This window comes from Weizmannia sp. FSL W8-0401 (assembly GCF_038009125.1).
Lineage (GTDB): Bacteria > Bacillota > Bacilli > Bacillales > Bacillaceae_C > Weizmannia > Weizmannia coagulans.
This window is the reverse complement of the sequence record NZ_JBBPAG010000001.1, coordinates 1,324,571-1,343,747: the sequence shown is the minus strand read 5'-3', so window position 1 is coordinate 1,343,747 and position 19,177 is coordinate 1,324,571. Positions and strand designations below refer to the sequence as shown.

The following is a 19,177-nucleotide window of genomic DNA, read 5'->3' as shown; positions in this document are numbered from 1 at the left end:
CAAATTCATTTTTATAGCTATTATTGTATCACAAGTCTTCCGGCACCGTGTGTATTTTTTTAATTTTAAATCGTTTTCAAGGCGATTTTCCGTCGCGGAAACGTTCGACAATGACAGGCTGGATTTGTTTCCCCTCGAGTGCAAGCGAAACCGTATCGGCAAGGGCAGTCATTCTCGCCACCATTGAATTTGGTTTGTTGTCCGGGTCGTCCTGCCCGTACGGAATAAAATAAATGTTTTTTGTTGCCATCAGCCGCATCAAATTCACGCCGTTTAATCCGAGCGCATCATTGGTCGAAATGCCGAGCACAACCGGTTTCAAATTGCGGAGCGTCGCTTTGGCGGCCATCAGCACCGGGGAATCCGTGAGCGCGTTCGCCAGTTTGCTCATCGTAAATCCGGTCAGGGGCGCAATCACCATGCAGTCAAGCGGGAGGGTTGGCCCGAGCGGCTCGGCCTCGACAATCGAATCAATCGCTTTTTGCCCGGTGCATTTTTCAATTTTTTCCACCCATTCTGAGCCTTTGCCGAATCTTGTATCCGTCGTTTTCACCGTGTGCGTGACCACCGGGATGACTTCCGCCCCCAATGCCACGAGCTTTTCGATTTCAGGAAAAACGGCCGCATAAGTGCAATGGGAGCCGGTTAAGCCGAAGCCGATTCTTTTTCCCTTTACATCCATGGCGATGACCCCTTTCTTTTTAAAACGTCTTCTTCAATCAGCCGGCCGAGCACATTCCCGAGTATCCGCCCGGCTGTTTTCGGCGCGACAATGCCAGGCAGGCTCGGCGCCAGCATCGCTTTAATGCCGCGCTTTTCGGCATACCGGAAATCCGTTCCGCCCGGTTTGGAAGCAATATCCAGAATGAGCGTATGCGAAGGCATCTTTTGGATAACGGATGCGTTCACAATCAGGTGCGGAACCGTATTAATGCAGATGTCAATGTCTTTTACTTCCTGTTCAAGATCGTTTAAATGAAAAGGCACAAGCCCCATCTCCGTTATCCTCGCAAGATGTTCGCTTTTTCTCGCGCCGACTTTCACCTTCGCGCCGAGATGGCGGAAAGCCCGGGCAACGCTCATTCCCACCCTGCCAAGGCCGAGGACGGCAACATTTGAGCCGTGAATCGTAAATTCCGTGTTCTGAATGGCCATCATGATCGTTCCTTCGACGGTCGGAATCGAATTATAGATTGCCACATCGTCCCGCTCGAATAGTTTCACAAGGCGGCGGCCCGCTTTTTTAGCAATTTGTTCCAAATACGGATTGCTGATGCCGGTATAGATCGTAAAATAAGGCGGCGTTTCAGCCAGCATATCACCGGTCAGCACAACTTCTTCGTTCGAAAAAATCAAATCGATTTTCCCGTCGTCCGCTGTCCCGGTAATCGGCAAAATGACGCAATCCATTTCCGAAAACCGGATATCTTTAAATTTTTCTTTCGTGACGCCGGAATACACAAAATCGAGCTGTTCAAATCCGATCAATGAAATTTTCGCATCGAGATCCGCAAGTTTCCGGATCACTTCCAGCTGGCGTGCATCTCCGCCTATGATGGCAATTTGGACGCCGGTCAACAAATGCCTCACCTTCTTTTCCATGTGCATGGGGGATTCCCCATATCTTATGGCGGCAGCATGTTTTTTGTGAAAAAAGGCAAAGAAAAATGCCGGGGCACCCGGCATGCTTCTTTGCCTTTTTAATAGCTGTACTGGTTTTCAGGCACTTCCAAAATCATCATATCGGCACCAATCGTTCTGATCCGGTTCCACGGGACACGGATCTCGTTCGCCTGTTTTTTAAACCGCCTTCCGACCGGGATGATCAGGGCCTCCACTTTTCCGCTCGCTTCATCAATTTCAAGGTCCGTGGAGCCCAATACCCCGAGCCGTTCCGCTTTTTTAAAATCGACCATTTCTTTTCCGCTGAGTTCGCTGAGCCGCATATTCCCCCTTCTTTCTCTCATGGACTGATTCCATTTTATGCGGGGGATGGAAAAGATATGCCGTTTTTAAGACAACCGCTCCGGCAATTTTCCGTCCGGGCTGATTAAAGAGGCCGAATACGGTTTGGAGAAAATCTCCCGCGCACAGGCATTGACTTTTTCCACGGTGACGCGGTCGATTTCCTCGAGCATTTCATCAAGCGAACGGTGCTTCTTTAACAGCAGTTCGTTCTTTCCGTTCCGGCTCATGCGGCTGTTTGTGCTCTCCAGGCTGAGCATGAGGCTCCCTTTTAACTGTTCTTTGCAGTTTCGCACTTCTTTTTCTGTTACCCCTTTTGCTTTCAGCGTCTGCAGCGTCTCCTGTACCGTCTCAAACAGCTCGTCCAATTGGGAGGCGCCCGTTCCGCCGTAAATCGTTAAAATGCCGCTGTCCTTATAGGCGGTATGGTAGGAATACACCGAATATGCAAGCCCCCGCTGTTCCCGCACATTTTGGAAAAGGCGGGAGGACATGCTGCCGCCTAATATATTATTCAGGACAATCAGCTCATAAATATTGTCACTGCCGATTTTCTTCCCCTCAAATCCGAGGCAGAGATGGGCCTGTTCTGTTTCTTTTTTGCGTGCAAGGTCATTCTTATGAAAAACGGCCGTTTCGCCGCCCGTCTCTGCCTTCCCGCCTTCATAGGAGCCGAACAAGGCTTCAATCTCCCTTACGAAAGACGGCGGCACATTGCCGGCAACGGAGACGACAACGCGGTCAGGGGTATACATATCATATACATACTGATGGAGATCGTCGCTCGTAAACGATGCAAGCGTTTCTTCCGTCCCTAAAATCGGATAGCCGAGCGGATGGTTTTCATAAATGGCCTTGCCAAGCAAATCGTGGACAATATCGTCCGGCGTATCTTCATACATTTTGATTTCTTCATTGACAACGCTTTTTTCCCGTTCCATTTCTTCTTCTGAAAAAGTGGAGTGGAAAAACATGTCCGACAGAATGTCAAGCGCGAGCGGCGCGTGCGTGTCGAGCACTTTCGCATAAAAGCATGTATATTCTTTCGACGTAAAAGCATTCACCTGGCCGCCAATGGCATCAAAGGCCTCGGCAATGTCTTTTGCGCTCCTTTTTTCTGTCCCTTTGAAAAACATATGCTCAAGAAAATGGGAAATGCCGTTGTTTTTTTCATTTTCATTTCTCGAACCGGTGCCGATCCAAATGCCGATCGCAACCGAACGGACAGTTGGAATTTCTTCCAGTACAATCCTTAAGCCGTTATTGCAAGTATATTTTTGTATCATGTTGTGCCTCCTCGAAAGTCTCATTTCACTCTGTGCCGTCTTTTGTATCAGCGGGATCCTTTTCGCTGTCTAAAAACGTTCCGTCCTCATTTTTAATGATTCTTTCCTCATCGAGCAATTTTGAAACGGTCCCGATTTGTAAATTTTTCTTTTCCAGCCTGACAATCAACGGTTCCAATGCTTTTGCTGTGGAAGCGGTCGGATGCATTAAAATAAGCGAACCGCCCTGTGCTTTTGCGATTACGCGCTCTACAATCGCCCCTGGGGAGGGGTTCTGCCAGTCGACCGTATCGACCGTCCACATGATCGTTTCCATTCCCATTGATTTTGCGATGCTTACCGCTTCATCCCGGTAACTGCCGCTCGGCGGGGCAAACCACTTCACTTTTTCTTCCGTAATCGCTTCAAGCACCCGGTTTGTCTTCACCAGCTGGCTTTTGATCTTTGATTCCGGCAAAGTGCTAAAATCGGGGTGGGTATAGGAATGGTTCCCGGTTTCATGCCCGCCGCTTACAATCATGCGGGCAAGCTCAGGGTTTTCTTTTGCCCATCGCCCCTCTAAGAAAAAGGTAGCATGAAGATGATGTTTTTTTAAAGTTTTTAGCATATCCGGCAAATATTCATTTCCCCATGCGACATTGATTAAAAAAGCAACCATTGGTTTATCCGGATTTCCCGTATAGACAGGGGCCGGATCCAGATCTCCAAGGTGGACGGCAGGGGGAATTTGTTTAAACACCAGTTTGCGTTCGTCATAACGGCCGTCCTGTTTCATTTTCAAGTAAGAAGCTTTTTGATCCACTTCCACCCCATTGTAGCCGGGGACCGCCTTCCAAACCCTGTCAATCCGGGCATTTTCCGGCGGGCGGTAAAATCGTTTTGCAGCCTGTTCAATTTTTTCCTGAAGCTCGTTCTCTTGTGTGCTAAAAGCGGCCCGCTCCCTTAAATACCGGGCGGAAAGCGGATTTCCCGCAAGCAACAATGCTAGAATAGCAATCAAGCCAAGCGCAATCAAGCGTTTTGCTTTATTCACGTTATTTTCCCCCTTCTTTAAAAAAAGTATGAAATGGGGAAGGGGCATAGAACGGGCGCGCGGGACAAATAAAAAAAGCCAGGACTCCCTGACTTTCATCACGATTTATTTTCTTTTTTTTGCTGCTCCTTTAAAACGGCTTTGCGGGAAAGGTTGATGCGCCCGTGGCTGTCAATATCCGTCACCTTGACCAGAATTTCATCGCCGATCTTGACAACATCTTCGACTTTCCGGACGCGTTCTTCGGCGAGCTCGGAAATGTGGACGAGGCCGTCTTTGCCGTTAAAGATTTCCACAAAAGCGCCGAATTTTTCGATCCGTTTGACTTTGCCGAGGTAAACCTTGCCGACTTCGACTTCCCGGACGATATCTTCAATCAATTGCTTCGCTTTGTTGTTTGCGTCTTCGTCCGTCGAAGAAATAAAGATGGTGCCGTCCTGTTCAATGTCAATTTTCACGCCGGTTTCGTCAATGATTTTATTGATTTGTTTGCCGCTTGGCCCGATGACGTCGCGGATTTTATCCGGATGGATTGTCATGGTTAAAATCTTCGGCGCATAAACGGACAAATGGTCGCGTGTTTTCGAAATCGTCGACATCATATGGTCGAGAATCTGCATTCTGCCCTTTCTCGCCTGCTGCAGCGCCTCTTCCAGTATCTCCCTCGACAGCCCTGCAATTTTAATATCCATTTGCAGCGCGGTGACGCCTTTGGATGTGCCGGCCACTTTAAAGTCCATATCGCCGAGATGGTCTTCCATGCCCTGGATATCGGTTAAAATCGTATAATGTTCACCGGATTTCACAAGTCCCATCGCAATCCCGGCAACCGGCGCTTTAATCGGAATGCCGGCATCCATCATCGCAAGGGTGGAAGCGCAAATGCTTGCCTGTGAAGTGGATCCGTTCGATTCGAGCACCTCGGATACAAGTCGGATCGTGTACGGAAATTCTTTTTCATCCGGAATGACCGGTTCCAGCGCACGCTCGCCCAGTGCCCCGTGCCCGATTTCGCGGCGGCCCGGCCCTCTCATCGGCCCGGTTTCCCCGACGCTGAACGAAGGGAAATTGTAATGGTGCATAAACCGTTTCGACTCTTCAATGCCGAGCCCGTCCAAAATTTGCACATCGCCTAAAGCGCCTAACGTACAAATGCTTAAAGCCTGTGTTTGCCCGCGGGTAAACAACCCGGAACCGTGCGTGCGTGGCAAAACCCCGACTTCGGAGGAAAGCGGCCGGATTTCATCGATTTTGCGGCCGTCCGGGCGGATTTTATCGACTGTAATCAGCTTGCGGACTTCTTCTTTTTCAATATCGTGCAAAATTTGTTTAACCTGCTTGACCGTTTCTTCATCGGCTTCTTCCGCTTCAAACCGGGTGAGCACCTCATCGCCCACTTTTCTGATCGCTTCTTCGCGCGCTTTCTTTTCATGGACCTGGATGGCTTCGATCATCTCATCCCGGCACATGCCGCTGACTTTTTCCACCAGTTCTTCGTCGAGTTCGAACAATTCGACAGCCATTTTCTCTTTCCCGATCTCAGCCACAATTTTTTCCTGGAAAGCAATCAGGCGCTTGATTTCCTCATGCCCGAACATAATCGCTTCAAGCATCACTTCTTCCGGCACTTCTTTCGCGCCCGCTTCGACCATATTAATGGCGTCTTTTGTGCCTGCGACGGTTAAATGGATATCGCTTTTTTCCATCTGTTCCACAGTCGGGTTAATGAGGAACTTGCCGTCCACCCTTCCGACGATGACGCCGGCAATCGGGCCTTCAAACGGAATATCGGAGACGGAAAGCGCAAGCGAAGACCCGAGCATTGCTGCCATTTCCGGCGTGCAGTCCTGGTCGACGCTCATGACCATGCTGACGACCTGCACTTCATTGCGGAAGCCGTCGGCAAAGAGCGGGCGGATCGGCCTGTCAATCAGCCGGCTTGACAAAATGGCTTTTTCGCTCGGGCGCCCTTCTCTTTTGATAAAACCGCCCGGAATTTTCCCGACAGCGTAAAGCCGTTCCTCATAATTTACGGTCAGTGGAAAAAAGTCCACATTTTTCGGTTCTTTAGAAGCGGTTGCTGTACTGAGGACAGCCGTTTCGCCGTAACGGACGAGCGCAGCACCGTTTGCCTGTTTTGCGAGCTGACCGATTTCCACGGTGAGCGGGCGGCCGGCCCAATCTATCGTATAGGTATGTTTATCCTGTACCATACAGATCAAAATCTCCTTTCTTTTTGCATATATTGTTTCACATTCATGAAAAGATAAGCGCGGGTAATGATTCAAAAACGAACCAACCGTTTGCTATGTATGTACAAGCCGCGCCGGGGCAGTACGGGAAACCCGGCGGCAATTTGAAATACATCTGTCCCAAAATTTGAGGGAAGAAAAACACATTGCAAAAAAGCGGGAATACTCCCGCTTTTTGCATTCTGCATTTTTTTATCGGCGCAAGCCCAGCCGGTTAATCAATTCACGGTAACGATGCACATCTTTATTGCGCAGATAGGTCAACAAATTACGCCGTTTCCCTACCATTTTCATCAAGCCGCGGCGTGAATGGTGGTCTTTTTTATGGACACGCAAATGATCGTTCAATTTGTTGATTTCTTCTGTCAATACAGCAATTTGCACTTCCGGAGAACCGGTATCGTTCTCGTGGATTTTAAATTGGTTGATGATTTCATTTTTACGTTCTTTTGAAATCGCCATCCTGTTCACCTCCTCTGTTTCCTATCCCCTGTTGCCGAGCAGGCGTCGGTGAGTCGCGCTGCCAAGCACAGGTTCCGGTACTGTAATAGAATACTACTTTTTCGCATAAAACTCAAGTGGCAGTTCCCTGTTTTTCAAAGTAACGCCTTGCCGCCGTTTCATCCCGTTTCATTTCTTCAATCAAGTCCTCAACGCGGGCGAACTTTTTCTCTTCGCGGATGCGCGCAAGCCATTTGACAACTACTTCTTCCCCGTAAATGGTGTCGGAAAAATCAAGCAGATATACTTCTGTCGTTTTTTCATATTCTTCCGGATTTTTAAACGTAGGATTGTAGCCGACGCTGCATAAGCCGTTATGCCATGTATCTGCGACTTTCATTTGCACAATGTATACCCCGTTCGGCGGCAGCATATACGGCGCGGTGAGCTGTAGATTTGCCGTCGGGAATCCGAGCTGCCGGCCCCGTTTTTCGCCATGGACGACGATGCCTTTGATCTCGTAATCGCGCCCGAGCAGCGGCTTCACTTCCCCGACTTTTCCTTCCCTGATTTTTGACCGGATCAGGGTGGAGCTGACTTTTTCCCCGGTATTTTCAAGGGCCAGTTTTTCGATCACCGTAATCCCGAACCTGCCGTTTGCATATTCAGGGAGATTCTCCATATTGCCTTTCCCAAATTTGCCGTATGTATAATCGAAACCGGCAACAACATGTTTCACGCCGAGTGCGGCCAGATACTGGTCGACAAATTGCTGCGGCAAAAGAGATGCAAAACGGGAGGTAAAACGGACGACAAACAGGTAATCGACGCCCAGTTTTTCGATTAGCTTGATCTTGTCTTCAAGCGGTGTAATCAGTTCAATGCCATCCTTTTTCTTTCCCAGTACAACGGAAGGATGGGGTTCAAATGTCATGACGGCACTCTTCCATCCGTTTTTTTCAGCGATCCCGCGGGCTGTTTTGATCACTTTCTGATGCCCGAGATGGATGCCGTCAAAATAACCCAATGCGATGGCAAGCGGCGGAAAATCGCCGGGCTTAAAGGAATGGGGATGATGGACCGTTATAGTTTTCAAAATTTCTCACCTTTTCCCTTTTACAAATTGAAGCAGCCGCCTTCCCGTTTTATACCCGGAAGGCTTTTTACAACACTTTCGCCGGTTTGATAAAGCCGGGCCGGCCGGGATACGCCACGTATACCGCGAGCATTTTTCCGCGGAAAAAGACAGCAAGCCTGTCTCCCGTTTCCGGCCAAGTCTCCGGTTTTTTCAACACGGCACCGTTCTTTACTTTCTCTGCTAATGTATCACTAATTTCCCATTTCGGCAAATGGCGGATCCCGGCCTCCAGCGGGAAGAGCAGGCTTTCCTTGATGCCTGTTTCCACGGCTTTTTCGATCTCCTGAAATGTGGCGCATTGTTCCTTTGAAAAACCGCCGGCTTCCGTTCTTGTAAGATTGGACATATGTGCGGGATAGCCGAGCTTTTCCCCGATCATAACAGCAAGCGTGCGGATATACGTCCCTTTGCTGCATGAAGCGCGGAAACGGAACGATACAACCGGCCCTTCAAAACATTCCCGCCCGTCCAATAGTTCAAGGCTGTAGATTTCCACATCCCTTTTAGGGCGTTCCACTTCGATGCCCGCCCGCGCATATTCATACAGCCTTCTCCCGTTCACTTTGACGGCGGAAAACATCGGCGGGATTTGGGTAATATGCCCGGTAAGCGAAGCGAGTGCGGCTAAAATTTCTTCCCGGCTGATCGGCCGGCCAATTTCTTTTTTTTCAATGATGTCGCCGGAAGCATCCTCTGTCGTCGTTGAAACCCCGATCGTTGCTTCGCCTTCGTAAGTTTTGCCGGCATCCTGAAGATATTCGGCAATCTTTGTCGCACGCCCGATGCAAACCGGGAGCACCCCTTCCACATCCGGATCAAGCGTGCCGGTATGGCCTGCTTTTTTTGTGCCGAAAAGCTTCCGGATTTTAAAAACACAGTCATGGGAGGTCATCCCCGCCGGTTTCCAGAGCGGTAAAATACCATCCATGGCGCCACTTCCTTTCGCAAATCCAATAAAATCACCCTAAAAAAGGAAACTGACCGGACCGTGTCCCGGCCCCGATCAGTTTCCTGAAACATTCATTCATCCGTGTCATGGATTTTTTTTATCAGCGTCTCAATGCGGTTGCCGTATTCGATGGATTCATCGATTTCAAAAATCAGTTCAGGTGTTTTGCGGAGCCGGATTCTTTTGCCAACTTCCGAGCGGATAAAGCCTTTCGCTTTTTCCAGGCCGTCAAGAGTGTCTTTCTTTTGTTCCTCATCGCCAAGGACGGTCAGATACACTTTTGCCTGCTGAAGATCGCCTGTTACTTCCACATCGGTTACAGTGACAAAGCCGACACGCGGATCTTTCAGTTTTCGTCCGATAATGTCGCTCAGCTCTTTTTTCATTTGCTCGCCAACCCTGTTTGCACGAAGATTCATCACTCACACCTCATTTATAGCCATTCAATATTTGTTTCAAGCCGTTCCCATTCAGGAAAGGAATCCAGAAACTGAATTGCCCGCTGCAATTCTCTTTCAGCCGCCGCCCGGCTCGAAGCAACGGTCACGACTTCAACGAGGGTCCGCTGCCAGATATCCTGGAAATCCATTTCACCGGCTGCAACATTATATTTTTGCTTCAGCCGCGTCAATATTCTTTGCAGCACTGCCCTTTTTTCTTTCAATGAACGGGCATCGTAAATGCGGAATTCGCAACGGGCGCTCCCAATCATGCTCTTTCAATTTCCTCCATGATAAAGGACTCAATGACATCTCCTTCTTTGATGTCATTAAAGTTTTTAATCGTAATCCCGCATTCATATCCCTGGTTGACTTCTTTCACGTCATCTTTATAGCGTTTCAGCGTATCAATTACACCTTCATAAATGACCACGCCGTCACGGATGACGCGCACACCGCTGTCACGGGTGATTTTTCCGTCTGTGACATAGCCGCCCGCAATCGTGCCGATCCGTGATACTTTAAATGTCTGCCGCACTTCAACCTGGCCGATGATTTTTTCTTTGTATTCCGGATCAAGCATGCCTTTCATCGCAGATTCAATTTCTTCGATCGCTTTATAGATGATGCGGTGCAGGCGGATATCCACTTTTTCCGTTTCGGCTGCGCGTTTGGCGTTGTTATCCGGGCGGACGTTAAAGCCGATAATAATCGCATTGGAAGCGGAAGCAAGCGTCACATCGGATTCATTAATGGCGCCGACGCCTGTATGGATGACGTTAATGTTGACGCCCTCCACATCAATCTTTTGCAAAGCGTCGGTCAATGCTTCCACGGAACCTTGCACATCCGCTTTGACAATCACATTTAATTCTTTCATTTCCCCGTGCTTCATTTGCTCAAACAGCGTGTCGAGGCTGACACGCGCGGTTTCGTTGCGGTGCGCCTGGACAGCCTGTTGTTTCCGTGCTTCCCCGACCTGGCGGGCTGTTTTCTCATCTTCAAAGACAACAAAACGGTCGCCGGCTTCCGGCACATCATTTAAACCGGTAATTTCAACAGGCGTGGACGGCCCTGCTTCTTTTACGCGGCGGCCAAGATCATTGACCATCGCACGGACGCGCCCGTAAGTGTGGCCGACGACAATCGGGTCGCCGATGCGCAAGGTGCCGTTTTGCACGAGCAAAGTGGCAACCGGGCCCCTGCCCTTATCGAGGCGCGCTTCAATGACCGAGCCGAGTGCGCGGCGGTTCGGGTTTGCTTTCAGTTCTTCCACTTCGCTGACAAGCAAAATCATTTCAAGCAGATTGTCAATCCCTTCGCCGGTTAGCGCGGAAATCGGGACAAAAATCGTATCCCCACCCCAGTCTTCCGGAACCAGATTGTATTCCGTCAGTTCCTGCATGACCCGTTCGGGGTTCGCTGTCGGTTTATCAATTTTATTGACCGCAACAATGATCGGCACGCCGGCTGCTTTTGCGTGGTTAATGGCTTCCACTGTTTGCGGCTTCACGCCGTCATCCGCCGCGACAACAAGCACGGTAATGTCCGTCACCTGCGCCCCCCGCGCACGCATCGTTGTAAATGCTTCATGCCCCGGGGTGTCTAAAAATGTAATCTTTTTGCCGCCTACTTTCACCTGGTATGCACCGATATGCTGGGTAATCCCGCCTGCTTCTCCGGCGGTGACTTTTGTATGGCGGATGAAATCGAGCGTTGTCGTTTTCCCATGGTCAACATGGCCCATAATGGTGACAACCGGCGGGCGGACTTCGAGGTCTTCTTCACGGTCTTCCGTAAAATACGTTTCCAGATCCGTCTGGTCAACGATCACTTCTTCTTCCACTTCAACACCGTATTCCGAAGCAATCAGTTCAATGGCATCTTTGTCAAGCTGCTGGTTGATCGTTGCCACAACGCCGAGCAGGAACAGTTTTTTAATGATTTCGGAAGGTTCCCTGTAGAGCTTCTTCGCAAGTTCCGCAACGGTCAGCGATTCTGTGAACGTAATTTTTTCAGGCAGTTCTTTTACCTTTTGGACCGGTTGCGGCTGCGGTTTGAAGTTTTTATTTTTCCGGTTATTTTTCTTTTGTTTGTTGAACGGCCGTCCATTGTTGCCGCGGTTTCCGTTGCCGCCGTTTCGGTTATTCCCGTTGCTCCGGCTGTTTCCGCTGTTCCCGCTATTCCGGTTGTTGCTTGCGGCCTGGCTGTTTCCGTTATTCCGGTTATTACTTGCGGCCTGGCCGTTCCCGTTATTCCGGTTGTTGCCGCCCTTGCGGTTATTGCCGCCCGTTCCGCTCCTCCCATCGCTGCGGTTGCTGCCGCCAGCACGGTTATTGCTATTATTTCTGCTGTTTCCACTGTTCCCTTGGTTTTTGCTGTTTTGGCCGTTTCCGTTTGCCCGGTTCTCGCCGGTTCCGCGATTTTGCTTCTGGTTTTCGTGCCGGGTGCGGTTTTCAGGTTTGTTTCCTTGCTGGTCCCCATTTGCGGTCCTGGTACTTCTTTCTTTTCCGGACGGACCGTTTTGCCCGTTTTTCTTGCCATCTTGCTGTTTGTTGCCGCTGTAAACCGAATCCAGCTTCCTTACTGTTTCCCCATCGATCATTGACATATGATTGGATACCTCTATATTCATTTGTTTTAGTTTCGTGATAATTTCCTTGCTTGATGTATGATGAGCTTTCGCATATTCGTAAACACGTATTTTGCTCATGTCGTCACCCCCACCTATGATTCATCGAGCAGTTCAGCAAGTTTTTCCGCAAATCCGCGGTCACTTACTGCAACTGCGACTCTCGCCTCTTTCCCAATGGCTTTTCCTAGCATTTCCCTCGTCTCTATCCACCGGACAGGCACATGATAGAAACGGCATTTGTCTAACATCTTTTTTGACGTATTGGATGAGGCATCTTTTGAAAGCAATACAAGTTTTGCCTGGCCTGCCCGGATTTCTTTCAGGACAGGCTCCTCTCCCGAAACAATCTTTCCTGCCTTGAACGCAAGGCCTAAAAGGGACATTGCCTGCTTCCCGTTCATGATTTTTGTTTATTCTCCTTTTTTTCCTTTTGAATAAACGCCATGATTTCATCGTAAAAAGCATCGTCTATAGCGGCACCAAGATGGGATGAGAGAATATCTTTTTTCTTTGCCAAAAGCACCGCTTCCTCGTCTTTTGAAAGATAGGCGCCTCTTCCTGACTTTTTCCCGGTCGGGTCAATCGAAACATCGCCTTCCTTGGAACGGACGATACGGACCATTTCTTTTTTTGGTTTCATTTCTCCCGTTGCCACGCATTTTCTCATTGGAATTTTCTTACGTGTCGCCATCAGCCCCACTCCTTATTCGATCTCTTCATCTTTCCCGCCGTTTTCAGGCAGATCCGCTTCTTTCGCATCCGGTACGGCCAGTGCTTCGGGAGTACGGCCTGGATCGCCATCTTCAAAAAGCTCCGGTCCTTCTCCGTCGATATCACCGGCAGTTTCAGAACGAGGATAAATGCCTAAACCCCTTGCATCCGTTTCGCTCTTAATATCAATTTTCCAGCCTGTGAGTTTCGCGGCAAGCCGGGCGTTTTGGCCGCGTTTCCCGATTGCAAGCGACAACTGGTAATCCGGAACGATGACCGTTGTAGCCTTATTATTTTCATCAACAAGCACATCAAGCACTTTTGCAGGGCTTAACGCGTTTGCTACAAATTTAGACGGATCATCCGACCATTTTACAATATCAATCTTTTCCCCGTGTAGTTCATTTACAATCGCCTGGACGCGTTGCCCTTTAGGCCCGACGCATGCGCCGACAGGATCAACTTCCGGGCGGTCAGTGTAAACCGAAATTTTCGAACGGTCCCCTGCTTCGCGGGCGATCGAACGGATTTCCACGATGCCATCGTATATTTCCGGCACTTCAAGTTCAAACAGCCGTTTTAAAAGGCCGGGATGGGTGCGCGAGACAAAAATTTGCGGCCCCTTTGTTGTCCGTTCCACTTTTGTAATGTAGACCTTAATCCGGTCATGCGGGTTATACGTTTCATTCGGGGATTGTTCCCCCGGCGGTAGCAGCGCTTCTGTTTTTCCGAGGCTGACATACGTAAAACGCGGATCTTTCCGCTGCACAATCCCGGTCATGACCTCGTCTTCACGGTCGATGAATTCATTGTAAATGATTCCCCGTTCCGCTTCCCGGACGCGCTGCGTGACAACCTGTTTCGCTGTCTGTGCGGCGATCCGGCCAAAATCTTTCGGCGTGACTTCCAATTCGACAACATCGCCGATTTCATAAGACGGATTGATTTTCTGGGCATCTTCAAGCGAGATTTCAAGGCGCGGGTCAAATACTTCCTCAACCACGTCTTTGCGTGCGAATACACGGATCGTCCCGTTCGCCAGATTTAAATCCGTCCTTACATTCTGTGCCTGGTTAAAATTGCGGCGGTATGCCGATACAAGCGCGGCTTCGATGGCTTCAACGAGCACATCCCGCGAAATTCCTTTTTCTTTTTCGAGTATCGTAAGCGCATCTACCAGTTCTGAGCTCATGGAAATTGGATCCCCCTTCATTTTTTGAAAAATGATGCATTTTTAAAATTCAACGGCAAGCCGTGCGTTGGCAACTTTGTCATACGGAATTTCCTTCTCGATTTTCTTCGTTTTCACTTTACATTCTAATGTTAAGTACCCGTTGTGAAAAGCAATCAATTTTCCCTGGAACGTTTTCTCCCCGTCAAGCGGTTCATACGTTTTCACGAGGACGGTCCGGCCGACAGCACGTTCAAAATCACGCGCTTTTTTTAACGGGCGTTCCGCACCCGGAGAGGAAACCTCAAGGAAATAATTATGGGGAATCGGGTCCGCTTCATCGAGCTTTTCCCCGAGCCGTTCGCTGACGAGCCCGCATTCTTCGATATCGACCCCGTTTTCCTTGTCAATATACACGCGAAGAAACCAGTTTTTTCCTTCTTTGACGTATTCGATATCAACAAGTTCAAGGCCGAGCCCTTCCACAACCGGGGATGCCAGTTGTTCCACCACTTCAACGACTTTACTCATGCTGACCTCCTCAAAAATCCGATTTAAAACACGAAAGAGCGGGGTGATGGCCCCACTCTTTCGCACGAGCGTTTATCCGTAGTATTTCCATAAAAAACTATACCATAACAGGCAAAAAAAAGCAAACAGCGGGCTTTAACCCGTATTTAGAAAAGCGACAGCTGGTTCTGCTCCGGCAGCGACTCGAGGCAGCCGTGCCCGTCAAGGTATTCCATAATCGTTTTGGAGACTTTTCCGCGGCGCTGCAAGTCTTCTTTTGAAAGGAATTCGCCTTCTTCGCGCGCTTTGACGATATTGACCGCAGCGTTTGTGCCAAGCCCCGGAATCGCATTAAACGGCGGGATGAGCGAATCGCCGTCAATGACAAACTTGTCTGCTTCCGACCGGTACAAATCAATCGGCTGGAAGCGGAAGCCGCGCGCCGTCATTTCAAGCGCCAGTTCCAGCACGGTCAGCAAACTTTTCTCTTTCGCCGATGCGTCCATCCCTTTTGCATTAATTTCACTGATTTTTGCCTTGATGGAATTCGAGCCGTGGATCATTACATCCAGATCGAAATCCTCCGCGCGCACCGTAAAATACGTCGCATAGTAGATCAGCGGATGGTACACCTTGAAGTAAGCGATCCTTACCGCCATCAGCACATAGGCGGTGGCGTGGGCTTTCGGGAACATGTATTTAATCTTTTTGCACGATTCAATATACCATTTCGGCACGTTTTGCTTGATCATTTCCTCTTCCATTTCAGGCGTGAGCCCTTTCCCCTTCCGTACCGATTCCATAATTTTAAAAGCAAGGGACGGCTCTAAGCCCTGATAGATTAAATAAACCATAATATCGTCGCGGCAGCCGATCACTTCAGGCAGGGTGCAGGTGCCGTTTTGGATCAGTTCCTGGGCGTTGCCGAGCCATACGTCCGTCCCGTGCGAAAGCCCTGAAATCTGAACCAGTTCCGCAAAAGTCGTCGGTTTTGTATCTTCCAGCATCTGGCGCACAAACTTTGTGCCAAATTCCGGGATGCCAAGCGTACCGGTTTTGCACATAATTTGCTCTTCCGTAACCCCGAGCGGTTCCGGCCCGCTGAAAATTTTCATCACTTCCGGGTCATCGGTCGGGATCGTTTTCGGGTCAATCCCGCTTAAGTCCTGGAGCATGCGGATGACGGTCGGATCATCGTGCCCGAGTATATCAAGCTTCAAAATATTATCGTGGATCGAGTGGAAATCAAAATGCGTTGTCCGCCATTCCGAATTGTGATCGTCCGCCGGATACTGGATCGGCGTAAAATCGTATATATCCATATAATCCGGCACGACAATAATGCCGCCCGGATGCTGGCCGGTCGTCCGTTTTACCCCGGTGCAGCCCTGGACAAGCCGGTCAATTTCCGCGCTCCGGAATGTCAAATTGTGGTCCTGGGCATACCCTTTTACATAGCCGTAAGCCGTTTTTTCCGCAACTGTGCCAATCGTGCCGGCGCGGTATACATACTCTTCGCCGAACAGCACTTTTGTATAGGCGTGGGCGCGCGGCTGGTAATCGCCGGAGAAGTTCAGGTCAATATCCGGCACCTTGTCCCCTTTAAATCCAAGGAACGTTTCAAACGGAATATCATGGCCGTCCTTTTTGTATTTTGCCCCGCATTCCGGGCAGTTTTTATCCGGCAGGTCAAAACCGGAACCGACCGAACCGTCATTGAAAAACTCGGAATGCTTGCAGTTCGGGCACACATAATGCGGCGGGAGCGGGTTGACTTCGGTGATTTCCGTCATCGTTGCGACAAGCGAAGAACCGACAGACCCCCGCGAACCGACAAGGTAACCGTCATTCAATGATTTCTTGACAAGTTTATGGGCAATCAGATAAATGACCGCAAATCCGTGGCCGATAATGCTTTTCAGCTCTTTTTCAAGCCGTGCTTCGACAATTTCGGGAAGCGGGTCCCCGTAAATCATCTTCGCGCGCTTATAGCTTTGCTCGCGGATTTCTTCTTCCGCCCCTTCAATTTTCGGCGTGTACAGCTCGTCTTTTACCGGCTTGACGTCCTCGATTAAGCCGGCAATTTTATTTGTGTTTTCAACCACAATTTCTTTTGCCTTTTCGTCGCCTAAAAACGAGAAGCATGCAAGCATTTCATCCGTTGTGCGGAAATGCACGTCAGGCAGCCGGTGCCGATTCAGCGGATTGGCGCCGCCCTGGGAGCTGATCAGGATTTTCCGGTAAATTTTGTCTTCGGGGTTTAAATAATGGACATTGCCTGTTGCGACAACCGGCAGATTCAATTTTTCCCCGAGCCGGACGATTTTCGTAATGATTTCTTCAAGCGCCTTTTCGTCCCTTACCAGTTCCTGGTCGATCAGCGGGGCGTACACTTCTTTCGGATGAACTTCAAGGTAATCATAAAAGCGGGCCATCTCCTCTACTTCCGCCGGATCTTTCTGCATCATGCCTTCAAATACTTCGCCTTTGTCACAGCCGGACCCGACGAGAATGCCTTCCCGGTACTTTTGCAGCTCGGAACGCGGAATGCGCGGCACACGGTAAAAGTAATCGATATGGGACAGGGAAATCAGTTTAAATAAATTTTTCAGGCCTTCCTGCGTCCGGACAAGCAACGTACAGTGCGACGGGCGTGCCCGCTTGTACGCGCCGCCTTCGCCCATATACTGGTTCAGTTCGTCATGGTATGTGATCCCCCGGTTGCGGGCGTCATTCAGCATTTTTAAAAAGATATGTCCTGTTGCTTCCGTGTCATAGATCGCGCGGTGGTGCTGGGTCAGTTCCACATTGAACTTTTTCGCGAGCGTGTTCAGCCGGTAGTTTTTGAAATCCGGATATAAAAACCGCCCGAGTTCAAGCGTATCAATGACGGGATTATTGGATTTCGGCAGCCCGGCTTTTTTCAGGCCGACATTTAAAAACCCGGTGTCGAACGAAGCATTGTGGGCAACAAGCACCGCGTCGCCAATCCATTCAATGTATTCTTTCAACACTTCGGAAATGTCCGGCGCATCTTTCAACATATCGTCGGTAATATGGGTCAGCTCAATAATCGTATTGGACAGCGGGTGCCCGGGATTGGCAAACCGTTCAAACGTATCGACCACTTCGCCGTCCCGGATTTTAACCGCGGCGATTTCGATGATCGTATCATAAACAGCAGATAATCCCGTTGTTTCGACGTCAAAGACGACATAAGTCGCTTCATCAAGATGGACGTGCGCATCATTATAGGCAATCGGCACCCCGTCGTCGACAAGATTGGCTTCAACACCGAAGATAACTTTTATGCCATTCTTTTTGCCGGCGCTGTATGCTTCCGGAAAACTTTGCGCAACGGCGTGGTCTGTAATCGCAATCGCCGGATGGCCCCATTTTTTCGCCTGGGCGACAAGGGCAGACGCAGAAGTGACCGCATCCATCTGGCTCATCGGCGTATGGAGATGGAGTTCGACCCGCTTCTCATTTTCCGGCGCATGGTCTTTCCGGACGCGCGGAGCCACTTCAGAAAGATCGTTAGCGATCATGACCAGATCACGGACAAACGTATCATTCTGGATGCTGCCGCGCGCACGGAGCCACATCCCTTTTTTCACGCGGGCAAATTGTGCGGCATCTTCCTTATCCCGCGAAAACATCTTCACGAGAATGGAGCTTGTATAATCGGTGATTTTTAACGTCAAAAGCGTCCGCCCGCTGCGCAGTTCTTTCGTTTCGACATCAAACACATAGCCTTCCACCGTAATCCGCCGTTCTTCATCGACAATCTCGGAAAGGCGGCGGATATCATCATCGGGCGGAATTCTCAGCCCGATCATAAGCGGTCCTGCATCGTGCGTTTCTTCCCCGCCCTGTTGCTCATTCACGTGCTTCTGCATTTCGAGAACGGCCTGTTTTGCCCGTTCTTCATCTTCTTTTTTCTTTTCTTCCATAAATTTGGCGTATGCTTCGCTTGCTTCAGGCGCCGTCGAAATTTCCGTGTCAAACATCAATTTCGGAAAACCGGCCCGTTCGTAAAAACGGATAATCCATTCCCCGTATTTTTGTTTTAATGCTGCTGCTTCCGGTTCATTGCGGCCGGTTACCACCAGCTTATTGCCGGAAAGTGACGGAACCTGATCCGCAAGCAGGGACAAAAGCATCGGCGACATGCCTTCCAGTTCTCCAAGGCAAGTTTTCCAGTAATCGGCAATCAGTGCCGGCCCAAAAGAAGGGTCTTTCGCCCGGATTGAAAAACGGACGTCGGCAATATGCTGAAAAGCCTGGCGCAAACGGGTTGTAAATGTCAGATATACCTCAAAAGGAAGAATTTTTTCGAGCAAAAAATAAAAATGCCATCGCCTTGACTGGCGTTCCACAACAAGTTTTTCAATTTCCCCATATTTAAAATGCTCGTAAAACCTGTCATCCAGCAGTTCCAGCTGCCGGAGCAAAATCTGGAACCTTTCTTTCTTTCCGGCGGGATTTTCAATCATCTTGTCCTCTCCCATCCTTTTTCATTCAATCTATCTTTATCTTAAAAAACAAGCGTCCTGAATGCAATCTTTCCGGGATTTTTCCTGGTAGTGTTGAAAGGTTCGAGTGCCGGGATTTTCCAAATAAAACATTTTCTGCCTCTTTTTTGC

At 49.5% G+C, this 19,177-nt stretch carries 17 protein-coding genes; all 17 read right to left on the bottom strand.

Translation table 11 applies throughout. The features are described 5' to 3' along the window. Positions 1 to 76: 76 nt before the first annotated feature. Positions 77 to 682, bottom strand: a complete 606-nt coding sequence (locus NSU00_RS06360; protein ID WP_013859144.1) for a dipicolinate synthase subunit B — start codon at positions 680 to 682, stop codon at positions 77 to 79. Further along, positions 673 to 1,581, bottom strand: coding sequence for a dipicolinic acid synthetase subunit A (dpaA, locus tag NSU00_RS06355; RefSeq protein ID WP_258433328.1), 909 nt, complete (start codon positions 1,579 to 1,581; stop codon positions 673 to 675). The genes NSU00_RS06360 and dpaA overlap by 10 nt, the downstream gene beginning before the upstream one ends. Before the next feature lie 119 nt (positions 1,582 to 1,700). Next, positions 1,701 to 1,946: a YlmC/YmxH family sporulation protein gene (locus NSU00_RS06350; RefSeq protein WP_017554506.1), complete on the bottom strand. Its 246-nt coding sequence runs from the start codon at positions 1,944 to 1,946 to the stop codon at positions 1,701 to 1,703. 66 nt (positions 1,947 to 2,012) lie between these two features. After that, complete coding sequence (locus tag NSU00_RS06345) at positions 2,013 to 3,251, bottom strand: M16 family metallopeptidase (RefSeq protein WP_061566944.1); 1,239 nt, start codon at positions 3,249 to 3,251, stop codon at positions 2,013 to 2,015. Positions 3,252 to 3,276: 25 nt separating this feature from the next. Then, on the bottom strand, positions 3,277 to 4,383 hold the full coding sequence (locus NSU00_RS06340) for a polysaccharide deacetylase family protein (protein ID WP_195850479.1): 1,107 nt from the start codon (positions 4,381 to 4,383) through the stop codon (positions 3,277 to 3,279). After that, a complete protein-coding gene (gene pnp, locus NSU00_RS06335) occupies positions 4,383 to 6,497 on the bottom strand; it encodes a polyribonucleotide nucleotidyltransferase (RefSeq protein WP_013859139.1) in 2,115 nt (704 codons plus the stop codon). The genes NSU00_RS06340 and pnp overlap by 1 nt, the downstream gene beginning before the upstream one ends. Before the next feature lie 231 nt (positions 6,498 to 6,728). Next, positions 6,729 to 6,998: a 30S ribosomal protein S15 gene (gene rpsO, locus NSU00_RS06330; protein ID WP_017554502.1), complete on the bottom strand. Its 270-nt coding sequence runs from the start codon at positions 6,996 to 6,998 to the stop codon at positions 6,729 to 6,731. Positions 6,999 to 7,110: 112 nt separating this feature from the next. Continuing rightward, a complete protein-coding gene (ribF, locus tag NSU00_RS06325; RefSeq protein ID WP_019721110.1) occupies positions 7,111 to 8,073 on the bottom strand; it encodes a bifunctional riboflavin kinase/FAD synthetase in 963 nt (320 codons plus the stop codon). Between the two features lie 67 nt (positions 8,074 to 8,140). Continuing rightward, positions 8,141 to 9,043 carry a tRNA pseudouridine(55) synthase TruB gene (gene truB / locus NSU00_RS06320; RefSeq protein ID WP_013859136.1) on the bottom strand — a complete coding sequence of 301 codons (903 nt, stop codon included), beginning with the start codon at positions 9,041 to 9,043 and terminating at the stop codon, positions 8,141 to 8,143. A 92-nt stretch (positions 9,044 to 9,135) separates the two neighbouring features. After that, complete coding sequence (rbfA, locus tag NSU00_RS06315; protein WP_013859135.1) at positions 9,136 to 9,483, bottom strand: 30S ribosome-binding factor RbfA; 348 nt, start codon at positions 9,481 to 9,483, stop codon at positions 9,136 to 9,138. Positions 9,484 to 9,497: 14 nt separating this feature from the next. Then, positions 9,498 to 9,776, bottom strand: a complete 279-nt coding sequence (locus NSU00_RS06310; RefSeq protein WP_013859134.1) for a DUF503 domain-containing protein — start codon at positions 9,774 to 9,776, stop codon at positions 9,498 to 9,500. Beyond that, the gene (gene infB / locus NSU00_RS06305) at positions 9,773 to 12,217 is read right to left on the bottom strand and encodes a translation initiation factor IF-2 (RefSeq protein ID WP_340703545.1); all 2,445 of its coding nucleotides are present in this window, start codon (positions 12,215 to 12,217) and stop codon (positions 9,773 to 9,775) included. The genes NSU00_RS06310 and infB overlap by 4 nt, the downstream gene beginning before the upstream one ends. A gap of 14 nt (positions 12,218 to 12,231) precedes the next feature. Next, entirely contained in the window at positions 12,232 to 12,540 is a 309-nt protein-coding gene (locus NSU00_RS06300; protein ID WP_013859131.1) for a YlxQ family RNA-binding protein, read from the bottom strand. After that, positions 12,537 to 12,830 carry an RNase P modulator RnpM gene (gene rnpM / locus NSU00_RS06295; RefSeq protein WP_019721108.1) on the bottom strand — a complete coding sequence of 98 codons (294 nt, stop codon included), beginning with the start codon at positions 12,828 to 12,830 and terminating at the stop codon, positions 12,537 to 12,539. The genes NSU00_RS06300 and rnpM overlap by 4 nt, the downstream gene beginning before the upstream one ends. 12 nt (positions 12,831 to 12,842) lie before the next feature. Next, on the bottom strand, positions 12,843 to 14,042 hold the full coding sequence (gene nusA, locus NSU00_RS06290; protein ID WP_013859129.1) for a transcription termination factor NusA: 1,200 nt from the start codon (positions 14,040 to 14,042) through the stop codon (positions 12,843 to 12,845). 42 nt (positions 14,043 to 14,084) lie between these two features. Beyond that, entirely contained in the window at positions 14,085 to 14,552 is a 468-nt protein-coding gene (gene rimP / locus NSU00_RS06285; protein ID WP_013859128.1) for a ribosome maturation factor RimP, read from the bottom strand. A 146-nt stretch (positions 14,553 to 14,698) separates the two neighbouring features. Further along, positions 14,699 to 19,027, bottom strand: a complete 4,329-nt coding sequence (locus NSU00_RS06280) for a PolC-type DNA polymerase III (RefSeq protein ID WP_340703544.1) — start codon at positions 19,025 to 19,027, stop codon at positions 14,699 to 14,701. Positions 19,028 to 19,177: the final 150 nt, after the last annotated feature.